Below are 21,127 nucleotides of genomic sequence, written 5' to 3' on the forward strand. Positions count from 1 at the left end.
GGCCGGCGTCGTCGGCGCAGAGTGAGCGCGCGCCGAAGCCGATCACGTCGCCGGTCAGGTCCCGGATGGGCCAGCGCAGCCGGCGGCGGATCCTCCTCCTCGTACGACCGGGCGGCGCGCACCGCGTCGGCCAGGCCGTGCGGGCGGGTGCGCGGCGTCCCGGCCAGCAGCGGATCGCGGGCCATGTCCTTGACCAGGGCCACGGCCAGCCCGAGCATCACCACCACGAACGGCAACGCCACCATGATGGTGGCCTGTTGCAGCGCGTCCAGCCCGCCGACGAGCAGCAGCACGGCGGCGACCGCGCCGATCAGGATTCCCCAGCTGACCACGACCAGCCGGTGCGGACGCAGCGCGCCCCGGGAGGTCAGCGAGCCGAGCACCAGCGAGGCGGAGTCGGCGCTGGTGACGAAGTACAGCGCGATGAGCACCATGGCCAGCACGCCGGTCAACGCCGCCAGCGGCAGCGCGTCGAGCAGCCCGAACAGCGCCTGCTCGCTGCTGGCGGAGGCGTCCGCCACCAGGTCACGCACCCCGGTCGCCTGCACGCGCAGCGCGCTGCCGCCCATGATCGCGAACCAGACGGCGCTGGCCCCGCTGGGCACCAGGAGCACACCGATCAGGAACTGCCGCACGCTCCGGCCCCGCGAGATGCGGGCGATGAAGGTGCCGACGAACGGCGCCCAGGAGATCCACCACGCCCAGTAGAAGATCGTCCAGCCACCCAGCCAGGCCGGGTCGGAGAACGCCCCGGTCCGGGTGGACATGAAGACGAGGTTGCTGAGGTAGTCGCCGATCGAGGCCGGCAGCACCTCAAGGGTGTAGATGGTCGGTCCGACCACGAAGACGAAGAGCATCAGCGCGACGGCCAGCACCACGTTCGTGGTGGAGAGCCACTTGATGCCCCGGTGCAGGCCGGTGAAGGCGGAGATGACGAAGGCCAGCGTCAGCGCCCCGATCACCACCAACTCCACCGCAGTGGAGTCCGGCACCCCGGCGACCAGGTCCAGTCCGGCGGCGACCTGGAGGGCGCCGAGCCCGAGGCTGGTGGCAGAGCCGAAGACGGTGGCGAAGACGGCCAGCAGGTCGATGACCTGACCGACGGCACCGTCGGCGCGGTCGCCGATGAGCGGGCGAAACGCCGCCGAGATCCGGTTCTGCCGACCCCGACGGAACGTCGAGTAGGCCAGGGCCAGCGCCACCACCGCGTAGATCGCCCACGGGTGCAGGGTCCAGTGGAAGAGGGTGAATTGCATGGCCGCCGACGCCGCCTGCCCGGTCTGCGGCTCGACGCCGGTCGCCGGTGGTGGTGTGGCGTAGTGCTGGATGGGCTCGGCCACGGCGAAGAAGACCAGGCCGATGCCCATGCCGGCGCTGAACATCATGGCGATCCAGGCCAGCGTGCTGAACTCCGGCTCGTCGTCGTCCTTACCGAGCCGGATCCGGCCGAACCGGGACAGCGCCAGCACCACCGCCAGCACCAGGAAGGCGTTGGCCGCCACCACGAAGAACCAGCCGAACGTGTCGATCACCCAGGCCAGGCCCGATTCGCCGACACTCGCCAGCGAGTCACGGGCCAGCGCCCCCCAGAGCACCACGGCGAGCACTCCGCCGACGCCCAGGCCCAGCACGATCGGGTCGATCGTGCCGCCCTTACCGCCAGGCTCGGCGGTCTTCTCGTCTACCTGCTCGCTCATGGTCACCCCTGACCATCCTCCCGTTCCCCTGCCGCCGTGCTCCGAAAATCCGGCCAATCGCACCCTGAGAGTCGACTTTCGGCCGTTTAGGGGCGCGTTGGGGTGCCACCTTGCCGGTTCTCGGCTCGATGGTCAACCGAGCGGCACGGGAACGCGGCCCTGCTCGTCGGCCTCGACCTGGCGATTCCAGTCGGGCTTGGTGGCCCGCCAGCCCTCGTCGTCCAGGCCCTTTCGCCAGTAGCCGGAGATGGACAGCCACTCGCGGGGCACCGACCGCTCCACCCGCAGCAACCGGCGCAACTGGCGGACGAAGGACGCCTCACCGTGCACGAAGGCGTGCACCGTGCCGGGCGGGAAGTTCAGCTCACGCACCGCGGCCACCAGCGCCTCACCAACCGGGCGTCCGCCCCGGTGCAGCCAGGTCAGCCGGACCGCGCCGGGGCTGGGCAGCGGCTGCTCGTCGGCCGGGCCGTCGACCTCGACGAAGACGTACGCGGGCGCACCGACGGGCAGCCGGGCCAGGGAAGCGGCGATCGCCGGCAGGGCGCTCTCGTCGCCGACCAGCAGGTGCCAGTCGGCCGCCGGGCTCGGCGCGTACGCCCCACCCGGGCCGACGAACAGCACCTCGTCACCGGGACGCAGCGCCGCCGCCCACGGGCCGGCCAGCCCTTCGTCGCCGTGGTGCACCACGTCGACGGTCAGTTCCCCGGCCGTCGCGTCCCAGGCGCGGACCGTGTATGCGCGCAGCCGGGGCCACTGCTCGCGCGGCAGGTCGCGACGAATGGCGGCGAGATCGAGCGGGCGCGGGTGGTCGACACCGGCGACCGGAAAGACGATCTTGATGTAGTGGTCGGTGAACTCGCCGACCGGCAGGCCGGCCAGTTCCTCCCCGCCGAGCACCAGCCGGACCAGGTGCGGGGTAGGCCGCGAGGTGCGCAGTACGCGGGCGGAGGTGACCTTCTTCGAGCGATCCGTCATTCGGTTAGGCTAACCTAACTTGCGCGCACCGGTCAGCCCCCGGTCCCGATGTCAGCCTCTGATCAGGCGATCATGCCAGGCCAGGGCGGCGGGATCGGTCAGCGAGGCCACCTGATCGATCACCACCCGCAGCCGGGCTCCGTCATCGGGTGCGTCCCGCCACAGCGGGGCGAAGACCGGGTCGAGCGCCGCCGGCGCCCGCGCGGCCAGCGTCGCCACCAGCCCGGCGATGATCTCCCGCTGCCGCTGGTAGCGGCCCTGCGCACCGGGCCGACGCATCACGTAGCGCAGGGCGATCCCCTTGAGCAGCGCGCACCGGGCCCGCAACGGCCGGGGTACGACAAGGTCGGCCGCGTACCGTCGGTGTGGCCCTGGCCCGAAGCGTTCGGTGGTGGCGGCGACGGCGGTCGCCACGAACTGACCGGTCAACACGCTTGTGGTGGCCTTGAGCGCGGCCTGGGCCCGATGGCTGCCGTCGTATCCGGCCAACGGGGCGAGCACCGGGTCGGCGAGCAGCCCGGCCAGCGTCCCGTCGAGGTAGTCGGGCGACTCGGTCGAGTAGACGGCGGCAACGTCGGCGCAGAGCGCCGCCCGCTCGTCGGGGTCGGCGAGCAACGGCTCCAGCGTGAGGTAACCGCCGTGAATGCCGTCCTCGACGTCGTGCACCGAGTACGCCACGTCGTCGGCCCAGTCCATCACCTGCGCCTCCAGGCACTGCCGCTCGCCGGCCGGCGAGCCCTGCCGCAGCCAGGCGAAGGCGGGCAGGTCGTCGGCGTACACCCCGAATTTGCGCCGGCCCGGCTGACGTGTCCACGGGTACTTGCCGACCGCGTCCAGCGAGGCACGGGTCAGGTTCAGCCCGGCGGACGTCCCGTCCGGGCCGTACACCTTGGCCTCCAGCCGGGTCAGCACCCGCAGCGTCTGGGCGTTGCCCTCGAACCCACCGCAGTCGGCGGCCAGCTCGTCCAGCGCGGCCTCGCCGTTGTGGCCGAACGGCGGGTGCCCGAGGTCGTGGGCCAGCCCGGCGGTGTCCACCACGTCCGGATCACAACCCAGCCGAGCACCCATCTCCCGGGCGATCTGGGCCACCTCCAGCGAGTGGGTCAGCCGGGTACGCAGGAAGTCGTCGGTGCCGGCCGTGTGCACCTGGGTCTTCGCGGCCAGCCGGCGGAACGCCGCCGAGTGCAGCACCCGGGCCCGATCCCGCTCGTACGGGGACCGGCCGTGCTCCGGGTCCTTGACCGGCTCCGCGACCCGACGCGCCGCGTCCGGCTCACAGGAGGCAGCACTCAATCCCCACGCTGCCGCAGTACGCAGAACTCGTTGCCCTCCGGGTCGGCCAGCACCGTCCAGTCGTCGCCGTCCTGCCCGATGTCGACGTGCCGGGCACCCATGTCGACAAGCCGTTCCACCTCGGCCTCCCGGTCGGTCGGGCGCAGGTCGAGGTGCAGCCGGTTCTTGCTCTCCTTCACGCCGGTCACCGGCACGAACACGATGCCGGGCAACCGGTCCGCGCTCTGCCGGATCTCCACCTCGTCAGGTCGCTCCTCGACCACCTGGTACCCGAGCGCCTCGGCCCACCAGCGGGCCAGCCGCCCCGGGTCACGGGCATCGACGGTCAGGCTCTCCCACACGGCGGTCATGCCGGCACCGCCACCGCGGCACCGACAGCCTCCGACAACTCGGCACGCGATCCCATCCGGCCACCCCTTCGCGAAACAACGGTCCACGGGCGAAGTCAGGTTACGCCCGGGGCCCCGGTTCGGCGCGCCGACGACGTGCCCACGGCGGGCCCACATCCTCCGATCAGACGAGAGTTGTCGTCCGATTGCCGACGGTAACGGGATCGCACTCATCGACATCCACGGGTAGCGTCGCCATCGCGGAACGTCACCTGTTGCGGCGAGACACGACCGGTGGGAGAGACACGCTCGTGAACGCGGAAACGATGATGGGTACCGAACTCCGGGGGCTGCGCCGACGCCGTCCCGAGGTCGCCGGCACGGTCCTCGCCGGCACGGACGGCCTGCTCATCTCCAGCGACCTGCCCACGACCGACGCCACTCACCTGGCGGCGCTGGCCGCAGCCAGCTTCGGCCTCGGGCACCGGATGGCCGCCACCGTGCGGCAGGGCGAGTTCCACGAGTCCGTGGTGCACACGGCGGCCGGTTGCGTGGTCACCTACCCGGCCGGTCGGGATGCCCTGCTGACCCTGGTCGCCGCACCGGGAGCGGATCTGGCGGCACTGCGCGAAGAGGCCCGTGGGGTGGTCCGCCGCACCGGTCCGGCCCTCGCCGCCTGCCGCCGCCCGACGCTGCTGCCCGACCCGCCGGATCCGCACGCCCCGCTGGCGGTACGCACACCCATGGCCACGATGCCGAACCAACGCCCCCGCCGCGCACAGTCCATCACCTGGCGCCGCCCCCCGATCTGACCGCTCCAGGCACCGGGCGGCATCCACACGCGCCGCCCGCCACGTCATGCGCCCACGCGCCGCACTACCCGTGCCCGCGCCACGCCGCACGCCACCCCGCACGCCACGGCACCCCGCACGCCACGCGCCATGCAGCAACATCGGGGATGTTGTCGTCTCACGGCCGCTCGACACAGCAACATCCCCGATGTTGCTGCGCGGCGCGGCACGGCGCGGCACGACGCGGCACGGCACGACGCGGCACGACGCGGCGCGGCACGACGCGGCACAGCGCAGCGCGGCACGGCGCAGCGCGGCGCGGCGGGTATGCGGCTCGCCCGGGGGCGGGCGAGCCGCCCGGTCAGCGACTGTCCGAGCCGCTGGTGACCACTGCCGCTCGGCCGGCCTCCAGCCGCGCCACCGGCACCCGGAACGGCGAGCACGAGACGTAGTCCAACCCGACGGAGTGGAAGAAGTGCACCGAGTCCGGATCACCGCCGTGCTCGCCGCAGACCCCGAGCTTGAGCCCCGGACGGGCCGCCCGCCCTTCCTCGGCGGCGATGCGTACCAGCCGACCGATCCCGTCGGCGTCGATGGACTCGAACGGTGAGATTCCGAAGATGCCCAGCTCCAGGTAGCGCCAGAAGAACGCTCCCTCCACGTCGTCGCGGGAGAAGCCCCACCCCATCTGGGTCAGGTCGTTGGTGCCGAACGAGAAGAACTCGGCGGCCTCGGCGATCTGCCCGGCGGTCAACGCCGCCCGGGGCACCTCGATCATCGTGCCGATCAGCACGTCGACGTCGCTGCCGCCGGCCACCTCGGCGATGATCCGCTCGGCTTCGGCGCGTACCGTCTCCAGTTCCTGGACCGCACCGACCAGCGGGACCATGATCTCCGGGCAGGGACGTACGCCCTGGCGGGTGCACTCCACGGCCGCCTCGGTGATCGCCCGGACCTGCATCGCGAACAGTCCGGGGATGACCAGGCCCAGGCGTACGCCGCGCAGCCCGAGCATCGGGTTCTCCTCGTGCATCCGGCGTACCGCCGCCAGCAGCGCCTCCTCTTTGGCGACGTCCTCGCCGCGCTCCTGGGCGACCGCCACGTTGACGGCGAGCTGTTCCAGCGGCGGCAGGAACTCGTGCAGCGGCGGGTCGATCAACCGGACGGTGACCGGCAGGCCGTCCATCTCCCGGAGGATCTCCACGAAATCCGCGCGCTGCAACGGCAGCAACGCGGCGAGCGCGTCCTCCCGCTCGGCCGGATCGCGGGCCAGGATCAGCCGTTCCACCAGCTCACGCCGGTCTCCGAGGAACATGTGCTCGGTGCGGCACAGCCCGATGCCCTCGGCGCCGAAGCGCCGGGCCCGGGCCGCGTCGGCGGCGGTGTCGGCGTTGGTACGCACCGCCAGCCGCCGGCTGGCGTCCGCGTGCGACATGATCCGGTGTACGGCCCTGACCAGCGCATCGCCCGTGGACGCCGGGTCGAGTTCACCCTCGAAGTACCGGACCACCTCGGACGGGCTGACCGGCACCTCGCCCAGGTACACCTTGCCGGTGGTGCCGTCGATGGAGACGACGTCCCCCTCGGTGACCGTGTGTCCGGCCACGGCGAACCGCCGCTTCGGCACGTCGATGTCCAGGTCGTCGGCGCCCGAGACGCAGGTCTTGCCCATGCCCCGGGCGACCACGGCGGCGTGACTGGTCTTGCCGCCCCGCGAGGTGAGGATGCCCTTGGCGGCGATCATGCCGTTGAGGTCGTCCGGGTTGGTCTCCCGGCGGACCAGGATGACGGCCTCGCCCTCGGCGGCCAGCTCGACCGCGCGGGCCGAGGTGAAGACCACCTTGCCGACCGCCGCGCCCGGCGAGGCGCCGATGCCGGTGGCGACCGGCTGGAACTCGTGGTCGAGCTGGAAGCGCGGGAACATCAACTGGGCCAGTTGCGCGCCGTTGACCCGGTGCAGGGCCTCGTCGAGGTCGATCAGGCCCTCGTCGACGAGTTGGCCGGCGATGACGAACGCGGCGGCGGCGGTGCGCTTGCCGACCCGGGTCTGGAGCATCCACAGCTTGCCGCGCTCGATGGTGAACTCGATGTCACACAGGTCCCGGTAGTGCCGTTCCAGCCGGGCCATGTAGTCGAGCAGTTCGTCGTAGGAGTCCTTGTCGATCCGCTCCAGCTCCTGCAACGGCACGGTGTTGCGGATGCCGGCGACGACGTCCTCGCCCTGCGCGTTGGCCAGGTAGTCGCCGTAGATGCCCTGGGCGCCGCTGGCCGGGTCGCGGGTGAAGGCGACGCCGGTGCCGGAGTCGGGACCGAGGTTGCCGAAGACCATCGCCACCACGTTCACGGCGGTGCCCAGGTCGGCCGGGATGCGCTCCTGCCGGCGGTAGACCACCGCCCGCTCGGCGTTCCACGAGTCGAACACCGCGCGGACCGCCAGGTCCAGCTGGTCGCGCGGCTCCTGCGGGAACTCCCGCCCGGTGTGCTTGGTGAAGATCTTCTTGTACGCGTCGACGAGCCCACGCAGGTCGTCCGCGTCCAGGTCCAGGTCGAGGTCGGTGCCCTTGGCCCGCTTGGCCTCGTCGAGCGCGTGCTCGAACTCCTCGCCCGGCACGTCGCAGACGGTCTTGCCGAACATCTGGATCAGCCGCCGGTAGGAGTCCCAGGCGAACCTGTCCGCGCCGCCGGAGGCGGCCTGGTCGGTCGAGGCGCCGGCCTGCCGGGCCAGTCCTTCGACGCTGCGGTCGTTGAGACCGACGTTGAGCACGGTCTCCATCATTCCGGGCATCGAGAACTTCGCCCCGGAGCGTACGGAGACCAGCAGCGGGTCGTCCGGGTCACCGAGACGCCGGCCCATCTCGCGCTCCAGCGCCGTCAGGTGCGCGGTGATCTGGTCGGCCAGCCCGGCCGGTTCCGCACCCGTGTCGAGGTACGCCTTGCACGCCTCGGTGGTGATGGTGAAGCCGGGCGGCACCGGCAGGCCGAGATTGGTCATCTCGGCCAGGTTCGCTCCCTTGCCGCCGAGGAGGTCCTTGAGATCCTTGTTGCCTTCGGCGAAGTCGTAGACGTACTTGTGCTCAACCGTCTCTTGCGCTGCCACCAGAGCCTCCCACGCGCCCGGATTGACACTTAACGAAGGTTCAGTTTTGTGATACCCCGAATCCATCAGCTGGTAATCCGGGGAGTCGTGCCGATCGGTGGGCGAAGGCTAAGCGAACAACGAGCGGCCCGGGAGCATTCGGTGACAATAGGCACAGCAATCACAACTGTTCGCGTTCAGCACGGTCTTTGGGAACGGTTCCACGCGCACATTCACGCAATTGCCGACCTCCCCGTACCCTTGACGACACGCTCCGTCACCACCCGCACCATTGCCACAACCGCCGCGAATACACCCCCTCGGGAGTCCTCGTGTCCGCCGCACCCAGCACCGCACCGGAACCACTCGACCCGCCCCACCCCGACGACGTCACCGCGCCGTCCGAGGCGACGCCCGTCCCGAAGGCGGAGACCGCCGCCGCGGGCCAGGCCGCCGCAGTCGGCAGGGCCGCCGCGCAGGCGAACGCCGCTGCCGGAGCCGAGACCGCCGCCCGCGCCGACGATGCGGCCCAGGCTGCCGGGCGTACCGCTGGGGAACTGGCCCGGACGGCGGAGCGGAAGGCGGCGGCGCTGCTCGCACCCCCGGCACCGACCCGGCTGGGCGACGTGGTGCCCGCGCCGGAACGGGTCGCACCGGACGCCACGGCCGACTACCTGCTCGCCGCCGACGCGGTGATCCGGGTCAGCGCCGATCCGGCCGCCGTGGCTGTCGCCGGGCAGCTCGCCGCGCTGCTGCGCCCGGCGACCGGATACCCGCTGCCGGTGACCGACGCCGCCGCGCCCGTACCGTCCGGTGGCATCGCCCTCGCCCTGACCGGCGAGGCCGCACTGGGTGCGGAGGGCTACCGACTCGACATCACCACCGACGGCGTACGCATCGCCGCCGGCACCGCCGCCGGTCTCTTCCACGGGGTGCAGACGCTGCGGCAGTTGCTGCCGGCCGCCGTCGAGAGCGCGACGCCGGTCACCGAACGCTGGGTGCTGCCCGGCGGGTCGATTCTCGACCGCCCCCGCTACCCGCACCGCGGAGCGATGCTCGACGTGGCGCGGCACTTCTTCGGCGTCACCGACGTGCTGCGGGTGATCGATCACCTGGCCCGGTACAAGCTCAACCGGCTGCACCTGCACCTCACCGACGACCAGGGCTGGCGGATCGCGATCGACTCCTGGCCCCGGCTGGCCACCGTCGGCGGGGCCGGCGCGGTCGGCGACGCCCCCGGCGGCTACTACACCCGGGCGGACTACCAACGGATCGTGGCGTACGCCGCCGACCGGCACATCACCGTGATCCCCGAGATCGACCTGCCGGGCCACACCCACGCGGCGTTGACCGCGTACGGTGAGCTGGCGCCCGACCGGGTCGCACCGCAGCCGTACACCGGCACCGAGGTCGGCTTCAGCTACGTCGACCCGGCCAGCGAGCGCACCTACGACTTCGTCGCCGACGTGCTCGGCGAGATCGCCGCGCTCACCCCCGGGCGGTGGCTGCACATCGGTGGCGACGAGGCGTTCAAGGTGCCCGCCGAGGTGTACGCCGCTTTCGTCGAACGGGTGCAACGCATCGTCGCCGGGCTGGGCCGAGAGGTGATCGGCTGGCACCAGATCGCCCCCGCCGCCCACGCCGACCGGCGAATCCTCCAGTGGTGGGGTACGACAGGCGAGGATCCGGTGACCGCCGAGGCGGTACGCCGAGGCGCCCGGCTGATCCTCTCGCCCGGCAACCACGCGTACCTCGACATGAAGTACGCCCCGGACACCCCGATCGGGCACGACTGGGCCGGCCTGATCGACGTACGCCGGGCCTACGACTGGGATCCGGCCAGCCACCTGGCGGGCGTACCGGCCGAGGCGGTGCTCGGTGTCGAGGCGCCGCTGTGGACCGAGTCGGTGACCACCCTCGGCGAGATCGAGTTCATGCTGTTCCCCCGGCTGCCCGCCATCGCCGAGCTGGGCTGGTCACCCCGGTCGACGCACGACTGGGGAGCGTTCCGCGAGCGACTGGCGTTGCACGGCACACGGTGGGCGACGGCGGGCATCGCGTACCACCGCTGCCCTGAACTGCCCTGGCCGGCGACGCCGCCGGTGCCCGCCCCGCGCAGGCCGTCGCCCGACACCGAGCCGGCCGAGGCCCCGCCGGTCAGCCGCTCCGGCGAGCCGCCAGTCCGTCCAGGAACAGCTCCAGACCGAGGGTGAAACGGTCCACCGGGCCGGCGAACAGGGTGTCGCGGCGCCGGTGCTGACCGCCTTCCTCACCTGCGCCACGCTCGTCACCCTCGACCATGCCGGGGTGCTCCCCGGCGCGCCGGCTGGGCTGTTCGAGCGGATCGCGATATATGCCGGGTTCACCTGGCTCGGCGTCACCGGCGCCCGACTCCTGGCCCGCCCCTGACACCCGGATCACCGAATGGCCGGGTTGTCCGGTTCGCCGGTGGCCGAGGCCACCCCACCGGCGGAATCGCGGGCCGGGTCCGGTGGTTGTACATGGGGTAACCACGGGCGCCTCCGAGCGCCGCCCCGGCCCGGGTCGGAATGGCCCCCCGCCGTCGGGCGTTACACCACCGGACAACACCAGGGCGACCGCCTCCCGCGACGCCCACGGAATGACCCCGGCCCGCCCGGCGTTACACCTGGCCGGGCCGCGAGCCCCCGGTGTTACCCCGCCTCCCGGGACACCGGACGAACATCGCAAAACCTTTCCTTTTCGCATGGCTCACCCGCATCCCCCATTCGCGGGCGGAGCCGCGCGCACCCCCGATCGAAAGGTGTAGATCATCATGGCTACCACCATCCTTCGTAAGACCGCCCTGACCATCGCCGCTGCCGCCGCCACCGCCGGTGGCATCGCCGGCCCCGCCGTCGCCGCCCAGGCCACCCCGGGTGTCCAGGCGAGCGCCGTGGTGGCCGACCGCAAGCCCGGTGGCGAGCGCGAACTGGGCGTCCGCTACGAGGCACAGCCCAACTTCTACTACTGCGGTCCCGCCGCCGCCCGGAACGCGCTGAGCGTGCAGGGCAAGAACATCGACGTGGACACCATGGCCAAGGAGATGCGTACCACCGAGGCCGGCACCAACTCGATCAACGACATCACGCCGGTGCTGAACAAGGAGACCGGTAAGGACGTCTACAAGTCGGTCGAGATCGCCGACCCCAAGGCTGACGACAAGCAGACCGACAAGCTGCGCGACGACATCGTCCGCACCGTCGACGACGGCCGCGCGGTGGTCGCCAACATCGCCGGCACCGCCACCGACACCGACGGCACCCCGCACAGCTTCGAGGGCGGCCACTACATCAGCGTCGTGGGCTACCGCGACGGCGGCGAGACGGTCACCATCGCCGACTCCGCCGACCCCGCCCAGGCCTCGTACCGGATGAGCATCGACGCCCTGGCCGACTGGATCGCCACCCGCGGTTACAGCGCCACCTCCTGACCAACCGAAACACCACGAAGGGCCGACCCCACCCGGGGTCGGCCCTTCGTCGTCTCTCCCCGAACCCCCCGGATACGACAACATCGGGGATGTTGCTCCCTCGCCGTGGCGTGACACAGCAACATCCCCGATGTTGCTGGCTGGGCTCCCCGCCAGCAGGCGGGTGGGCGGGGTCAGCCGCCGGAGTCGTCCAGCTCGGCGCCCTCCGGAACGGTGTCGTCGTCGCGGCTGGCCAGCCAGCCGTCGGGCAGGAAGACCTTGCCCGGTGAGTTGGTGCGCCCGCGCGGCTGACCCAGCGTCTCGACCGGGAACGGTACCGCCGGGTCGAGCTTGCCGAGCAGGTCGTCCAACTGGGCCAGGCTGTCGATCATCGCCAGCGAACGGCGCAGCTCGCTGCCGATCGGGAAGCCCTTGAGATACCAGGCGACGTGCTTGCGGAAGTCGGTGCAGCCGTCCCGTTCACCCCGGGCCGGGGTGCGGGAACCGGCGGTGAACTGCTCCACCAGCAGCTCGGCGTGCCGGCGCATGGTCACCGCGACCTCGCCGAGGGTGGGCAGCCGGCGCTGCGACGAGCCGTTGAACGCCGCCTCCAGGTCGGCGAAGAGCCACGGGCGGCCGAGACAGCCGCGACCGATCACCACGCCGTCGACCCCGGTGTGCGCCACCATCCGCAGCGCGTCGTCGGCCTCCCAGATGTCGCCGTTACCGAGCACCGGCACGTCGAGGGCCTGCTTGAGAGTGGCGATGGCGTCCCAGTCCGCCGTGCCCGAGTACCGCTGCGCGGCCGTACGACCGTGCAGGGCGACCGCGGCGACGCCGGCCTCCTGGGCGGCGAGCCCCGCCTCGACGTACGTCAGGTGCTCGTCGTCGATGCCCTTGCGCATCTTGACCGTGACCGGCACCCCGGCGGGTGACGCGGCGTCCACGGCGGCCCGCACCAGGCGGGCGAAGAGCCGCCGCCGCCAGGGCAGGGCCGCGCCACCACCGCGCCGGGTCACCTTCGGCACCGGGCAGCCGAAGTTGAGGTCGATGTGATCGGCGAGGTCCCGTTCGACCACGATCCGCACGGCGGCGGCGGTGGTCTCCGGGTCGGTGCCGTAGAGCTGGAGGCTGCGTGGGCGCTCGTCCGCCCCGAACGCGATCATCCGCAGCGTCTTCGGGTTCCGCTCCACCAGGGCGACCGTCGTGATCATCTCGCAGACGTAGATCCCGCCGCCCTGCTCCCGACAGAGCTGCCGAAAGCCGACGTTCGTGATGCCGGCCATCGGGGCGAGCACCACCGGCGGCCACACCTGGTGCGGCCCGATGCGCAGCGGCGGCAGCTCGGCCGCGGAACGGAGGGCGGTTTCCACAGTTCAAGGGTACGGGGCTCGCCGTCAGCGCCGCCGCCACGGCCACCGGCGGCCGCCGCCACCGGACGCCTGCCGGACCAGCGCCTCCGCCGCCCGCAGCTTCTGCTGGATCTCCGTCCCGCTTACACCCAGCAAGTCGGTCAGCAGGATGCCCTGCTTGACCACCAACCCGGCACGCTCGACGTCGCCGATGGCCACCAGCGCGTGCGCGTAGATCGAGTACGTGTTGGCCAGCTCCCAGATGGTGATCGGCTGGTGCGGGTCGAGTGCCTTCAGCCGCAGTTCCGTCGCCCGGGAAGCGGCAAGCGCCGCTTCCTGAGCATCGGACGCCGCACCCTGCTGCTGCTGGCGGTGCAGCAGAGCGTTCGCATAGTTGTGGTAGGCGGTGGCCATCGCCGTACGGGTGCGCGGCCCCGCGGCAGGCGGCGGACCGGCGGTGTGCAGACCGATCTCGATTGCCTTCTCCAGCAACTGCAGCCGGACCTCGGGGCTGCCGGCCACGAACGCCGACTCGCCGGAGTCCACCATCGCGGTGATCAGCTCACCAAGCGCCTCGTCCCGGCGCGGCTGGGTCGGATCCGGATGCTCCGCCTTCACCGCCTGATGGATCTCCGCGAACAGCGTGATGGCCTCGTGGCCCGCCTCCTTCGCCCGGTCGTGGCGACCCATGCCGGCCAACACCATGCCGTGTCGCCACAGGGCCCGAGCCAGCTGGCGTTGATCGTGCCGGTCGACCCGGCCACCCGCGACGGCCTGCCGGTACGCCTCGATGACCCGCAGCCAGAGCACGTCCGCCTGCTCCCAGCCCGCCGGCCGGGTGGAGTACTCCCGCGCCCGCTCGAAGATCTCCTCGCGTGCTTCCGGCTCCACGTCGTTGGCCCTTCGTCGTCTCCGTGCGGGTACGCCCGCCTGAAGACATCATTGGCCATGGATACCAGTCGGCTCGACCGTCGATCCGTCCCGGGCCGCCGGGTTCTGACCGGCGTGCCCGGGCGGGGGCGGGGATCAGCAGCCGGGAAGGTGGTCGATCAGGTAGCGCTCGACCTGGTCCAAGCCGATCCGTTCCTGGGTCATGGTGTCCCGGTTGCGCACGGTCACCGCGTTGTCGTCGAGTGTGTCGAAGTCGACGGTGACGCAGAACGGGGTGCCGATCTCGTCCTGCCGGCGGTAGCGGCGACCGATGGCCTGCGAGTCGTCGAACTCGACCACCCAGCGCTTGCGCAGGTCGGCGGCGAGCTGCTTCGCCTTCGGCGAGAGCGCCTCGTTACGCGACAACGGCAGCACCGCCACCTTGACCGGAGCCAGCCGCGGGTCGAAGCGCATCACGGTGCGCTTGTCCACACCGCCCTTGGTGTTCGGCGCCTCGTCCTCGTCGTATGCCTCCAGCAGGAAGGCCAGCACCGCGCGGGTGAGGCCGGCGGCCGGCTCGATCACGTACGGGACCCACCGCTCGCCCTTGGACTGGTCGAAGTACGACAGGTCGACGCCGGAGTGCTTGCTGTGCGTGGACAGGTCGAAGTCGGTGCGGTTGGCGATGCCCTCCAACTCGGCGAACTCGGTGCCGCCGAACTGGAACCGGTACTCGATGTCGACGGTGCGCTTCGAGTAGTGCGAGAGCTTCTCCTTGGGGTGCTCGTAGAAGCGCAGGTTGGTCTCGGACAGACCGAGGTCGAGGTACCAGTTCCAGCGCTCGGCGAGCCAGTACTCGTGCCACTGCTCGTCGGTGCCCGGCTCGACGAAGAACTCCATCTCCATCTGCTCGAACTCGCGGGTACGGAAGATGAAGTTGCCGGGGGTGATCTCGTTGCGGAACGACTTGCCGGTCTGGGCGATGCCGAACGGCGGCTTCTTGCGGGCGACCGTCTCCACGTTGCGGTAGTTGACGAAGATGCCCTGGGCGGTCTCCGGCCGCAGGTAGTGCAGACCCTCGTCGCTCTCCACCGGGCCGAGGTAGGTCTTCATCAGGCCGTTGAACATCCGCGGCTCGGTGAAGGTGCCCTTGTTGCCGCAGTTGGGGCAGTTCAGCTCGGCCAACGAGGTCGGCGGTCGGCCGTGCTTGGCCTCGTACGCCTCCTCAAGATGGTCGGCGCGGAACCGCTTGTGGCAGGACTGGCACTCGGTCAGCGGGTCGACGAACGCCTCCAGGTGCCCGGAGGCGGCCCACACGTCCCGGGCGAGGATCACCGCGGAGTCCAGACCCACCACGTCGTCGCGCTGCTGGACCATGGTCTTCCACCACTGCCGGCGGACGTTCTCCTTGAGTTCCACGCCGAGCGGACCGTAGTCCCACGCCGACCGGGTGCCCCCGTAGATCTCGCTGGAGGGGAAGACGAAGCCCCGGCGCTTGGCGAGGCTGACGACGGCGTCGATACGGTCGGCTGGCATTTTTCCTCCTACGCCGACTGGCGGTCGGCGGGGACGTCACGGTCGGCGGGGACGGTTCGGGACCACGGTACGACCGGTCCGGTCCCGAACCCAGCACATTACCTGCGGCCGGTCAGTTGACTCCGCAGACCTCCATGCCACCGGTCTGCGGATCCTGTGCGAGCACGACCTGCTGGCGTTCCTGGCCGCCGCCGCGGTAGGTCACCTCCACCGGCACGGTGAGGGTGGTGGTGTCCACCTCGCCGACCCGGTAGGAGGAGATCTGCGGCTCGGCGGCGGAGCGGCGTTCGAACTCCTGCCGGGACTCGCGCCGCCGGGCGTCCTCGCAGAGCTGGTCGTACGCCTGGCCGTACTCGCCGTCCGCGAGGGCCCGGTAGTAGTCGCCGGAGACCGTGCGTCCCTGCTCCTCGATCGCCTGCACCCCGCTGACCAGCAGGCCGACGACCGCCGTGCCGCCACCACCGCAGCAGAGCAGCAGGGCCAGCGCTCCCGCACCGAGACCGAGCCAGAGCCGGGACCGACCGCCCTCGGTCGGTGGTGCCGCGAACGGCGGTGCCACCCCGGGCCCGGGCGGCGGCACCGGAGCGCCCCGCTCCGGACCGGACGGCACCTGACCCGACGGCGGGCCGGACGGCACCGGACCGTCGGCCGGCGGGGTGGGCAGCACCTGGTCGGGCGGCTGTTGGCCGGCGGGCAGCGGCGCGTCGGTGCCGGGCGGCGTGGTCGGGCCGGTGGGCGGCGATCCGGCGGGGTCGACGGCGGACCGTGCACCGGCGCCGTCGGTGGGCGGCGCACCGGAGGCGGCCGGCGTGCCGCTTTCGTCCGCCGCCTGAGGTCCCTGCTGGCCGGGCGGCGATGGGTCTGGTGGTGGGGCTGCCGGTCCGGGAGCGGTCATAGGAGCCAGCGTAGTGCCCGGCGACTCAGCGGTAAGGACCCGCAGCCCGGTCGCTGGCCACCGCGACCACGTCCCCGCCCGGCGCGGCGGTCGCCAACGGCTCGTACGCGGACGGCTCGTCGACACTCTCGGCGAGCAGCGGCACCGCCGTGATCTTCACGTCGAAACCGCCGAGGGCGCGGCGGTAGGTGCCCACCGACTCCCACTCGGTGACCAGGCACCAGTGCCGCGGGTCGTCCAACGCCCGGACCAGCTGTCCGCGCTGGTAGCCGGGCCGGGCGGCGAGCGCGGCGAGGGCCGCGTGGGCCCGGGCGGTGAACGCCTCCGCGACGTCTTCGTCGACCACGAACCGGTTGGTCACGAGCACCGGCTTCTCCTCCTCGTAGAGTCTGTGGAATGCAGCGTACGCAGCCTGGCATCGCCGGCCGACTGGCCCGGACCAACCCGACGACGGTGTTCCTGGTCACCCTCATCCTCGCGTTGGTCGCGTTCTTCACTCCGGGCGTGATCGGCGGGCTGTTGACGCTGCTGCTGGCCGGCGCGCTGGCCGCCGTGCTGGTGACCACCTGGACGGTGCAGACGCCGCAGACCCGGGCGATCCGGCTGATCATGCTGACCCTGCTGGTCACCGCCGGTCTGGTGAAGCTGCTCTGACATGCAATCATGCGTTTTTGACAATCATTGTCGTTGTCGCGGACAGTCGATGACATGACCTTCCGCTCCGCCCCGCGCGCCCTGGTCACCGCCACGGCCGCCCTGCTCGCCCTGACCGGCGTCACCGCCTGTTCGAATGACGACAACCCGGCCGGCGCCGACCCGCAGCGGGTCGACGTGGTGGCCGGTTTCTACCCGTTGCAGTTCCTCGCCGAGCGGATCGGCGGCGACGCCGTGGCCGTGACCAACCTGGCCCGCCCCGGCGCCGAGCCGCACGACCTGGAGCTGAACCCGGGGCAGGTCGGCCAGATCAGCGAGGCGGAACTTGTCGTCTTCCTGCACGGCTTTCAACCTGCCGTGGACGAGGCGGTCGAGCAGCAGGCCGGTGACCGCGCCTTCGACGTGGCGACCGTGGAGCCCCTGCTGGACGCCACCGCCGGTGGCCACGACCACGACCACGAAGGCGAGGAGGACGAGGCGCACGCCGAGGAGGAGGAGCACGCCGAGGAGGCGGCCGACGGTGCCAAGGACCCGCACGTCTGGCTCGACCCGACCCGGCTGGCCACCATCGGCGACAAGCTCGCCGAGCGGCTCGGCACGGCCGACCCGGACCGGGCCGACGAGTACACCCAGCGGGCCGCCACCCTGCGTACCGAGTTGGAGCAGCTGGACACCGAGTTCACCGAGGGGCTGAAGACCTGCCAGCGGCGGGAGATCGTGGTCAGCCACACCGCGTTCGGCTACCTGGCGCAGAAGTACCAGCTGGAGCAGGTCGGCATCAGCGGACTCACCCCGGAGGACGAGCCGTCCCCGCAGCGACTGGCGGCGGTGGCCGAGGAGGCCCGGGAGCACCAGGCCACCACGATCTTCTTCGAGACGCTGGCCAGCCCGAAGGTGGCCGAGACCATCGCCCGTGAGGTCGGCGCTCAGACCGCGGTGCTGGATCCGATCGAGGGCCTGTCAGCCGAGGGCGACGGGGACTACCTTTCGGTGATGCGTACCAACCTGCAGACCCTGAGGACGGCGTTGAGCTGCTCGTGACACCTGACGTCATCACCGTCACGCACGGGGTGGTCGGCTACGACGGCCGCCCCGTGCTTCGTGACGTTTCGCTGACCGTGACCGCCGGTGAGGTGGTCGCGGTCCTCGGTGCCAACGGCTCCGGCAAGTCCACCCTGATTCGCGCCATTCTCGGGTTGGTCCCGCTGAGCTCCGGCACCGTGACCCTGTTCGGCCGACCGGTCCGCCGGTTCCGACAGTGGCACCGCGTCGGGTACGTCCCCCAGCGCCTCGGCGCCGGCAGTGGCGTACCGGCCACCGTCGCCGAGGTGGTCGCTGCCGGGCGGCTGGCCCGTCGGGGAGTCCTGCGCCCGCCTGGGCGCGCCGACCGGGAGGCCGTCGCCGAGGCGCTGCGCGCCGTCGGCCTGACCGACCGGGCGAAGGACCCGGTCAGCACCCTCTCCGGCGGGCAGCAGCAGCGCACGCTCATCGCCCGGGCCCTGGCCGGGCAGCCCGAGCTGCTGATCCTCGACGAGCCGACGGCCGGCGTGGACGCGGCGAGCCAGGAGGCGTTCGCCTGCGCGTTGCGCGACTTCACCGTCGGCGGGGGCACCGTCCTGCTCGTCGCCCACGAACTGGGTCCGCTGCGCCCGGTGATCGGCCGGGCGATCGTCGTACACCAGGGGTTGGTGGCGCACGACGGCGCCGTGCCGGAGCCGGCCGGGCACCACGCGGCACCGGACCACGACCACGTGCATCCGCACGGCCCCGAGGAGCCCGCCGGGCTGTGGAGCGCACGATGAGCCTGTTTCAGTACGAGTACATGCAGCTTGCGCTGGTCAGCGCTCTGATCATCGGGCTGACCGCGCCCGCGCTCGGCATCTACCTGGTGCAGCGGCGGCTGGCGCTGATCGGGGACGGCATCGGGCACGTCGCACTGACCGGGGTCGGTGCCGGCCTGCTCTTCCAGACCTCCCCCGTGATCATGGCCGTGATCGCGGCCACCGTCGGCGCGGTCGTCATCGAGCTGATCCGGGAACGCGGCCGTACCTCCGGCGACCTGGCCCTCGCGCTGCTCTTCTACGGCGGCATCGCCGGCGGGGTGGTGCTGGTCGGGCTCTCCGACAGCACCAGCTCCAATCTCAACGCGTACCTGTTCGGCGCGTTGAGCACCGCTTCCCGGGCGGATGTCGCCACCATCGCGGTGCTGGGCACGGCCGTGCTGATCGCGATGATCGGGCTGCGGCCGGCGCTGTTCGCCGTCTGTCACGACGAGGAGTACGCCCGGGTCTCCGGCCTGCCGGTGCGCGCGCTCAACCTGCTGCTCGCGGTCACCACGGCGATCACGGTGACGATCGCCATGCGGGCGGTCGGCGTACTGCTGATCAGCGCGCTGATGGTCGTCCCGGTGGCCACCGCACAGCAGGTCACCCGGGGGTTCCGCAGCACGATGGCGGCGGCGATGGCGTTGGGCCTGTTCGCCGGCGGCGCGGGCATCTGGATGGCGGCGGTCGCCGACACCGCGCCCGGCGCCTCGGTGGTGGTCCTCGCGATCGCCTCGTTCGTGGTGGTCACCCTGCTGGCCGCCGGTTGGCGCCGGCTCCGGGCCCGACCCCAACCCGCGCCGGCCCCGGAGCCGCACGAGGTGGTGCTCGGCGGGTCCTGATCACGAGCTGCCCGCCGGTATTGGTTACCGTTGCAGGGTGACCAGCGGATCCGGCTATGACGCGTACGAGGGTGCCAGCGAGTTGCTGCGCGCCCTCTCGGCACCGATCCGGCTGGCCATCGTCAGCGAGCTGGCCGGTGGTGAGCGCTGCGTGCACGAGCTGGTGGACAAGCTCGGCGTGGCCCAGCCGCTGGTCTCCCAACACCTGAGGGTGCTCCGTGGGGCGGGCGTGGTCCGGGGCTCCCGGCGGGGGCGGGAGATCGCGTACACCCTGGTCGACGAGCACGTCGCGCACATCGTGGCCGACGCGGTCAGCCACGCCGGGGAGGGATCATGAACGAGCGAATCATCAGGCTCAGTGCGAACGTGCCTCATGACGGCACGCAGCGGAGCGGAGTGGCGTCATGAGCGACAGTGGTACGGCCGTTCGCAACACCCGTCAGCGTTCGGCGGTGAGCGCGCTGCTCGCCGAGACGGAGGGGTTCCACAGCGCCCAGGAACTGCACGCGATGCTGCGAGATCGTGGCGAACGGGTCGGGCTGACCACGGTCTACCGGACGTTGCAGGGGCTGGCTGACGCGGGCGAGATCGACGTGATGCGCCCACCGGGCGGCGAGCACCTGTACCGCCGGTGCAGCGAGGGGCACCACCACCATCTGGTCTGCCGGGCCTGCGGCCGTACGGTCGAGGTGGCCGGCCCGACGGTGGAGACCTGGGCCGACCGGGTCGCCGCCCAGCACGGCTTCACCGACGTCAGCCACACCCTGGAGATCTTCGGCACCTGCCCGACCTGCGCCCGCTGACCGATCGGCCGCCGGTCTTCCATGTCGCGTCACTGCGGGTGCCGCCCGGATCGGCGGGCTGGCGATCAGAAGTGTGTGATCGGCGGGAGCTGACGGGCGACTGTCGGGGTGCCGGGTGACGGGGTCCGTGGCAGGCTGTCCGGCGTGAAGATCTACGCTGATCGTTTCCCGACCGCGCTGCGACAGCTGCTCACCGATCTGCTCGTCGTCGCCTGGGTGTACGCGACGATCCGGGGCGCGCTGTGGCTGCACGACCTGGTGCAGAAACTGGCCGTACCCGGGCAGAAGCTGGAAGGGGCGGGCGGCGGCCTTGCCGACAACCTCGCCGAGGCCGGCGGCAAGGTCGGCCGGGTGCCGTTGGTCGGCGATGAGCTGACCGCACCCTTCGAGCGGGCGGCCGACGCCGCTCGCTCGCTGGCCGAGGCCGGCCGCGACCAGCAGGAACTGGTCGACCAGTTGGCGCTGGCACTGGCCGTCGGGCTGCTGATCGTGCCGCTCGGCCTGGTGGTGTTCGGCTGGCTACCGCTACGGGTGCGCTGGATGCGCCGGGCCGGCTCGGCGGCGACGCTGGCCGCCGCACCCGCCGGCCGGGATCTGCTGGCCCTGCGCGCCCTGGCCGGCCAGCCGCTGCGCAAGCTCACCCGGATCGCCCCCGACGTCGCCGAGGCATGGCGTCGTGGCGACGACGCGACGGTCAACGCCCTGGCCGCCCTCGAACTCCGCCGCCTAGGCCTCCGCGACCCCCAAGCCCCCTGACC

The 21,127-nt window shown here is 71.8% G+C and carries 21 protein-coding genes; 11 read left to right on the forward strand and 10 right to left on the reverse strand.

Going from position 1 to position 21,127, the window contains the following annotated elements; genetic code table 11:
- The 4 genes from KBX50_RS31195 to KBX50_RS31210 form a co-directional block, all read right to left on the reverse strand.
- On the reverse strand, positions 1-1,697 hold a 1,697-nt coding region (locus KBX50_RS31195), incomplete at its 3' end, for a BCCT family transporter (protein ID WP_210941439.1).
- A gap of 132 nt (positions 1,698-1,829) precedes the next feature.
- Entirely contained in the window at positions 1,830-2,675 is an 846-nt protein-coding gene (locus tag KBX50_RS31200; protein ID WP_210941440.1) for a siderophore-interacting protein, read from the reverse strand.
- Positions 2,676-2,726: 51 nt separating this feature from the next.
- Positions 2,727-3,968 carry a deoxyguanosinetriphosphate triphosphohydrolase gene (locus KBX50_RS31205; protein ID WP_210941441.1) on the reverse strand — a complete coding sequence of 414 codons (1,242 nt, stop codon included), beginning with the start codon at positions 3,966-3,968 and terminating at the stop codon, positions 2,727-2,729.
- Positions 3,965-4,318: a VOC family protein gene (locus KBX50_RS31210; RefSeq protein WP_093401411.1), complete on the reverse strand. Its 354-nt coding sequence runs from the start codon at positions 4,316-4,318 to the stop codon at positions 3,965-3,967. The genes KBX50_RS31205 and KBX50_RS31210 overlap by 4 nt, the downstream gene beginning before the upstream one ends.
- Positions 4,319-4,626: 308 nt before the next feature.
- Between KBX50_RS31210 and KBX50_RS31215 the strand changes: the two genes are divergently transcribed.
- Entirely contained in the window at positions 4,627-5,109 is a 483-nt protein-coding gene (locus KBX50_RS31215; protein WP_247674787.1) for a roadblock/LC7 domain-containing protein, read from the forward strand.
- A gap of 340 nt (positions 5,110-5,449) precedes the next feature.
- Here the strand turns inward: KBX50_RS31215 and ppdK are convergent, their stop codons facing one another.
- The gene (gene ppdK / locus KBX50_RS31220) at positions 5,450-8,185 is read right to left on the reverse strand and encodes a pyruvate, phosphate dikinase (protein ID WP_210941443.1); all 2,736 of its coding nucleotides are present in this window, start codon (positions 8,183-8,185) and stop codon (positions 5,450-5,452) included.
- 311 nt (positions 8,186-8,496) lie between these two features.
- Between ppdK and KBX50_RS31225 the strand changes: the two genes are divergently transcribed.
- The 3 genes from KBX50_RS31225 (at position 8,497) to KBX50_RS31235 (ending at position 11,615) form a co-directional block, all read left to right on the forward strand.
- Positions 8,497-10,377: a beta-N-acetylhexosaminidase gene (locus KBX50_RS31225; RefSeq protein WP_374224764.1), complete on the forward strand. Its 1,881-nt coding sequence runs from the start codon at positions 8,497-8,499 to the stop codon at positions 10,375-10,377.
- A gap of 40 nt (positions 10,378-10,417) precedes the next feature.
- Entirely contained in the window at positions 10,418-10,573 is a 156-nt protein-coding gene (locus KBX50_RS31230) for a hypothetical protein (RefSeq protein WP_210941444.1), read from the forward strand.
- A 385-nt stretch (positions 10,574-10,958) separates the two neighbouring features.
- A complete protein-coding gene (locus KBX50_RS31235; RefSeq protein ID WP_210941445.1) occupies positions 10,959-11,615 on the forward strand; it encodes a C39 family peptidase in 657 nt (218 codons plus the stop codon).
- Positions 11,616-11,788: 173 nt separating this feature from the next.
- Here the strand turns inward: KBX50_RS31235 and dusB are convergent, their stop codons facing one another.
- The 5 genes from dusB to KBX50_RS31260 form a co-directional block, all read right to left on the reverse strand.
- The gene (dusB, locus tag KBX50_RS31240; protein ID WP_374224765.1) at positions 11,789-12,967 is read right to left on the reverse strand and encodes a tRNA dihydrouridine synthase DusB; all 1,179 of its coding nucleotides are present in this window, start codon (positions 12,965-12,967) and stop codon (positions 11,789-11,791) included.
- Positions 12,968-12,991: 24 nt separating this feature from the next.
- The gene (locus KBX50_RS31245; RefSeq protein WP_210941446.1) at positions 12,992-13,837 is read right to left on the reverse strand and encodes a hypothetical protein; all 846 of its coding nucleotides are present in this window, start codon (positions 13,835-13,837) and stop codon (positions 12,992-12,994) included.
- Between the two features lie 135 nt (positions 13,838-13,972).
- Positions 13,973-15,352 carry a glycine--tRNA ligase gene (locus KBX50_RS31250; protein ID WP_210941447.1) on the reverse strand — a complete coding sequence of 460 codons (1,380 nt, stop codon included), beginning with the start codon at positions 15,350-15,352 and terminating at the stop codon, positions 13,973-13,975.
- Between the two features lie 112 nt (positions 15,353-15,464).
- Complete coding sequence (locus KBX50_RS31255) at positions 15,465-15,962, reverse strand: hypothetical protein (protein ID WP_093407654.1); 498 nt, start codon at positions 15,960-15,962, stop codon at positions 15,465-15,467.
- Between the two features lie 310 nt (positions 15,963-16,272).
- On the reverse strand, positions 16,273-16,614 hold the full coding sequence (locus KBX50_RS31260) for an antibiotic biosynthesis monooxygenase (RefSeq protein WP_210941448.1): 342 nt from the start codon (positions 16,612-16,614) through the stop codon (positions 16,273-16,275).
- Between the two features lie 29 nt (positions 16,615-16,643).
- Here KBX50_RS31260 and KBX50_RS31265 point away from each other — a divergent pair, with 29 nt between their 5' ends.
- The 7 genes from KBX50_RS31265 (at position 16,644) to KBX50_RS31295 (ending at position 21,125) form a co-directional block, all read left to right on the forward strand.
- Positions 16,644-16,901, forward strand: coding sequence for a hypothetical protein (locus tag KBX50_RS31265; RefSeq protein ID WP_210941449.1), 258 nt, complete (start codon positions 16,644-16,646; stop codon positions 16,899-16,901).
- A 54-nt stretch (positions 16,902-16,955) separates the two neighbouring features.
- On the forward strand, positions 16,956-17,942 hold the full coding sequence (locus KBX50_RS31270; protein ID WP_210941450.1) for a metal ABC transporter substrate-binding protein: 987 nt from the start codon (positions 16,956-16,958) through the stop codon (positions 17,940-17,942).
- Complete coding sequence (locus KBX50_RS31275; protein WP_210941451.1) at positions 17,939-18,703, forward strand: metal ABC transporter ATP-binding protein; 765 nt, start codon at positions 17,939-17,941, stop codon at positions 18,701-18,703. The genes KBX50_RS31270 and KBX50_RS31275 overlap by 4 nt, the downstream gene beginning before the upstream one ends.
- Positions 18,700-19,566, forward strand: a complete 867-nt coding sequence (locus KBX50_RS31280) for a metal ABC transporter permease (protein WP_210941452.1) — start codon at positions 18,700-18,702, stop codon at positions 19,564-19,566. The genes KBX50_RS31275 and KBX50_RS31280 overlap by 4 nt, the downstream gene beginning before the upstream one ends.
- Before the next feature lie 37 nt (positions 19,567-19,603).
- Positions 19,604-19,903 (forward strand): helix-turn-helix transcriptional regulator, encoded by a 300-nt coding sequence (locus tag KBX50_RS31285; RefSeq protein ID WP_093407467.1) that lies wholly within the window; start codon positions 19,604-19,606, stop codon positions 19,901-19,903.
- A 67-nt stretch (positions 19,904-19,970) separates the two neighbouring features.
- Positions 19,971-20,369 (forward strand): Fur family transcriptional regulator, encoded by a 399-nt coding sequence (locus tag KBX50_RS31290; RefSeq protein ID WP_210941453.1) that lies wholly within the window; start codon positions 19,971-19,973, stop codon positions 20,367-20,369.
- Positions 20,370-20,513: 144 nt separating this feature from the next.
- The gene (locus KBX50_RS31295; protein ID WP_210941454.1) at positions 20,514-21,125 is read left to right on the forward strand and encodes a hypothetical protein; all 612 of its coding nucleotides are present in this window, start codon (positions 20,514-20,516) and stop codon (positions 21,123-21,125) included.
- The last annotated feature ends 2 nt before the right edge of the window (positions 21,126-21,127 follow it).

The sequence above is a fragment of the Micromonospora sp. C51 genome (assembly GCF_018070435.1).
Classification (GTDB): domain Bacteria; phylum Actinomycetota; class Actinomycetes; order Mycobacteriales; family Micromonosporaceae; genus Micromonospora; species Micromonospora sediminimaris.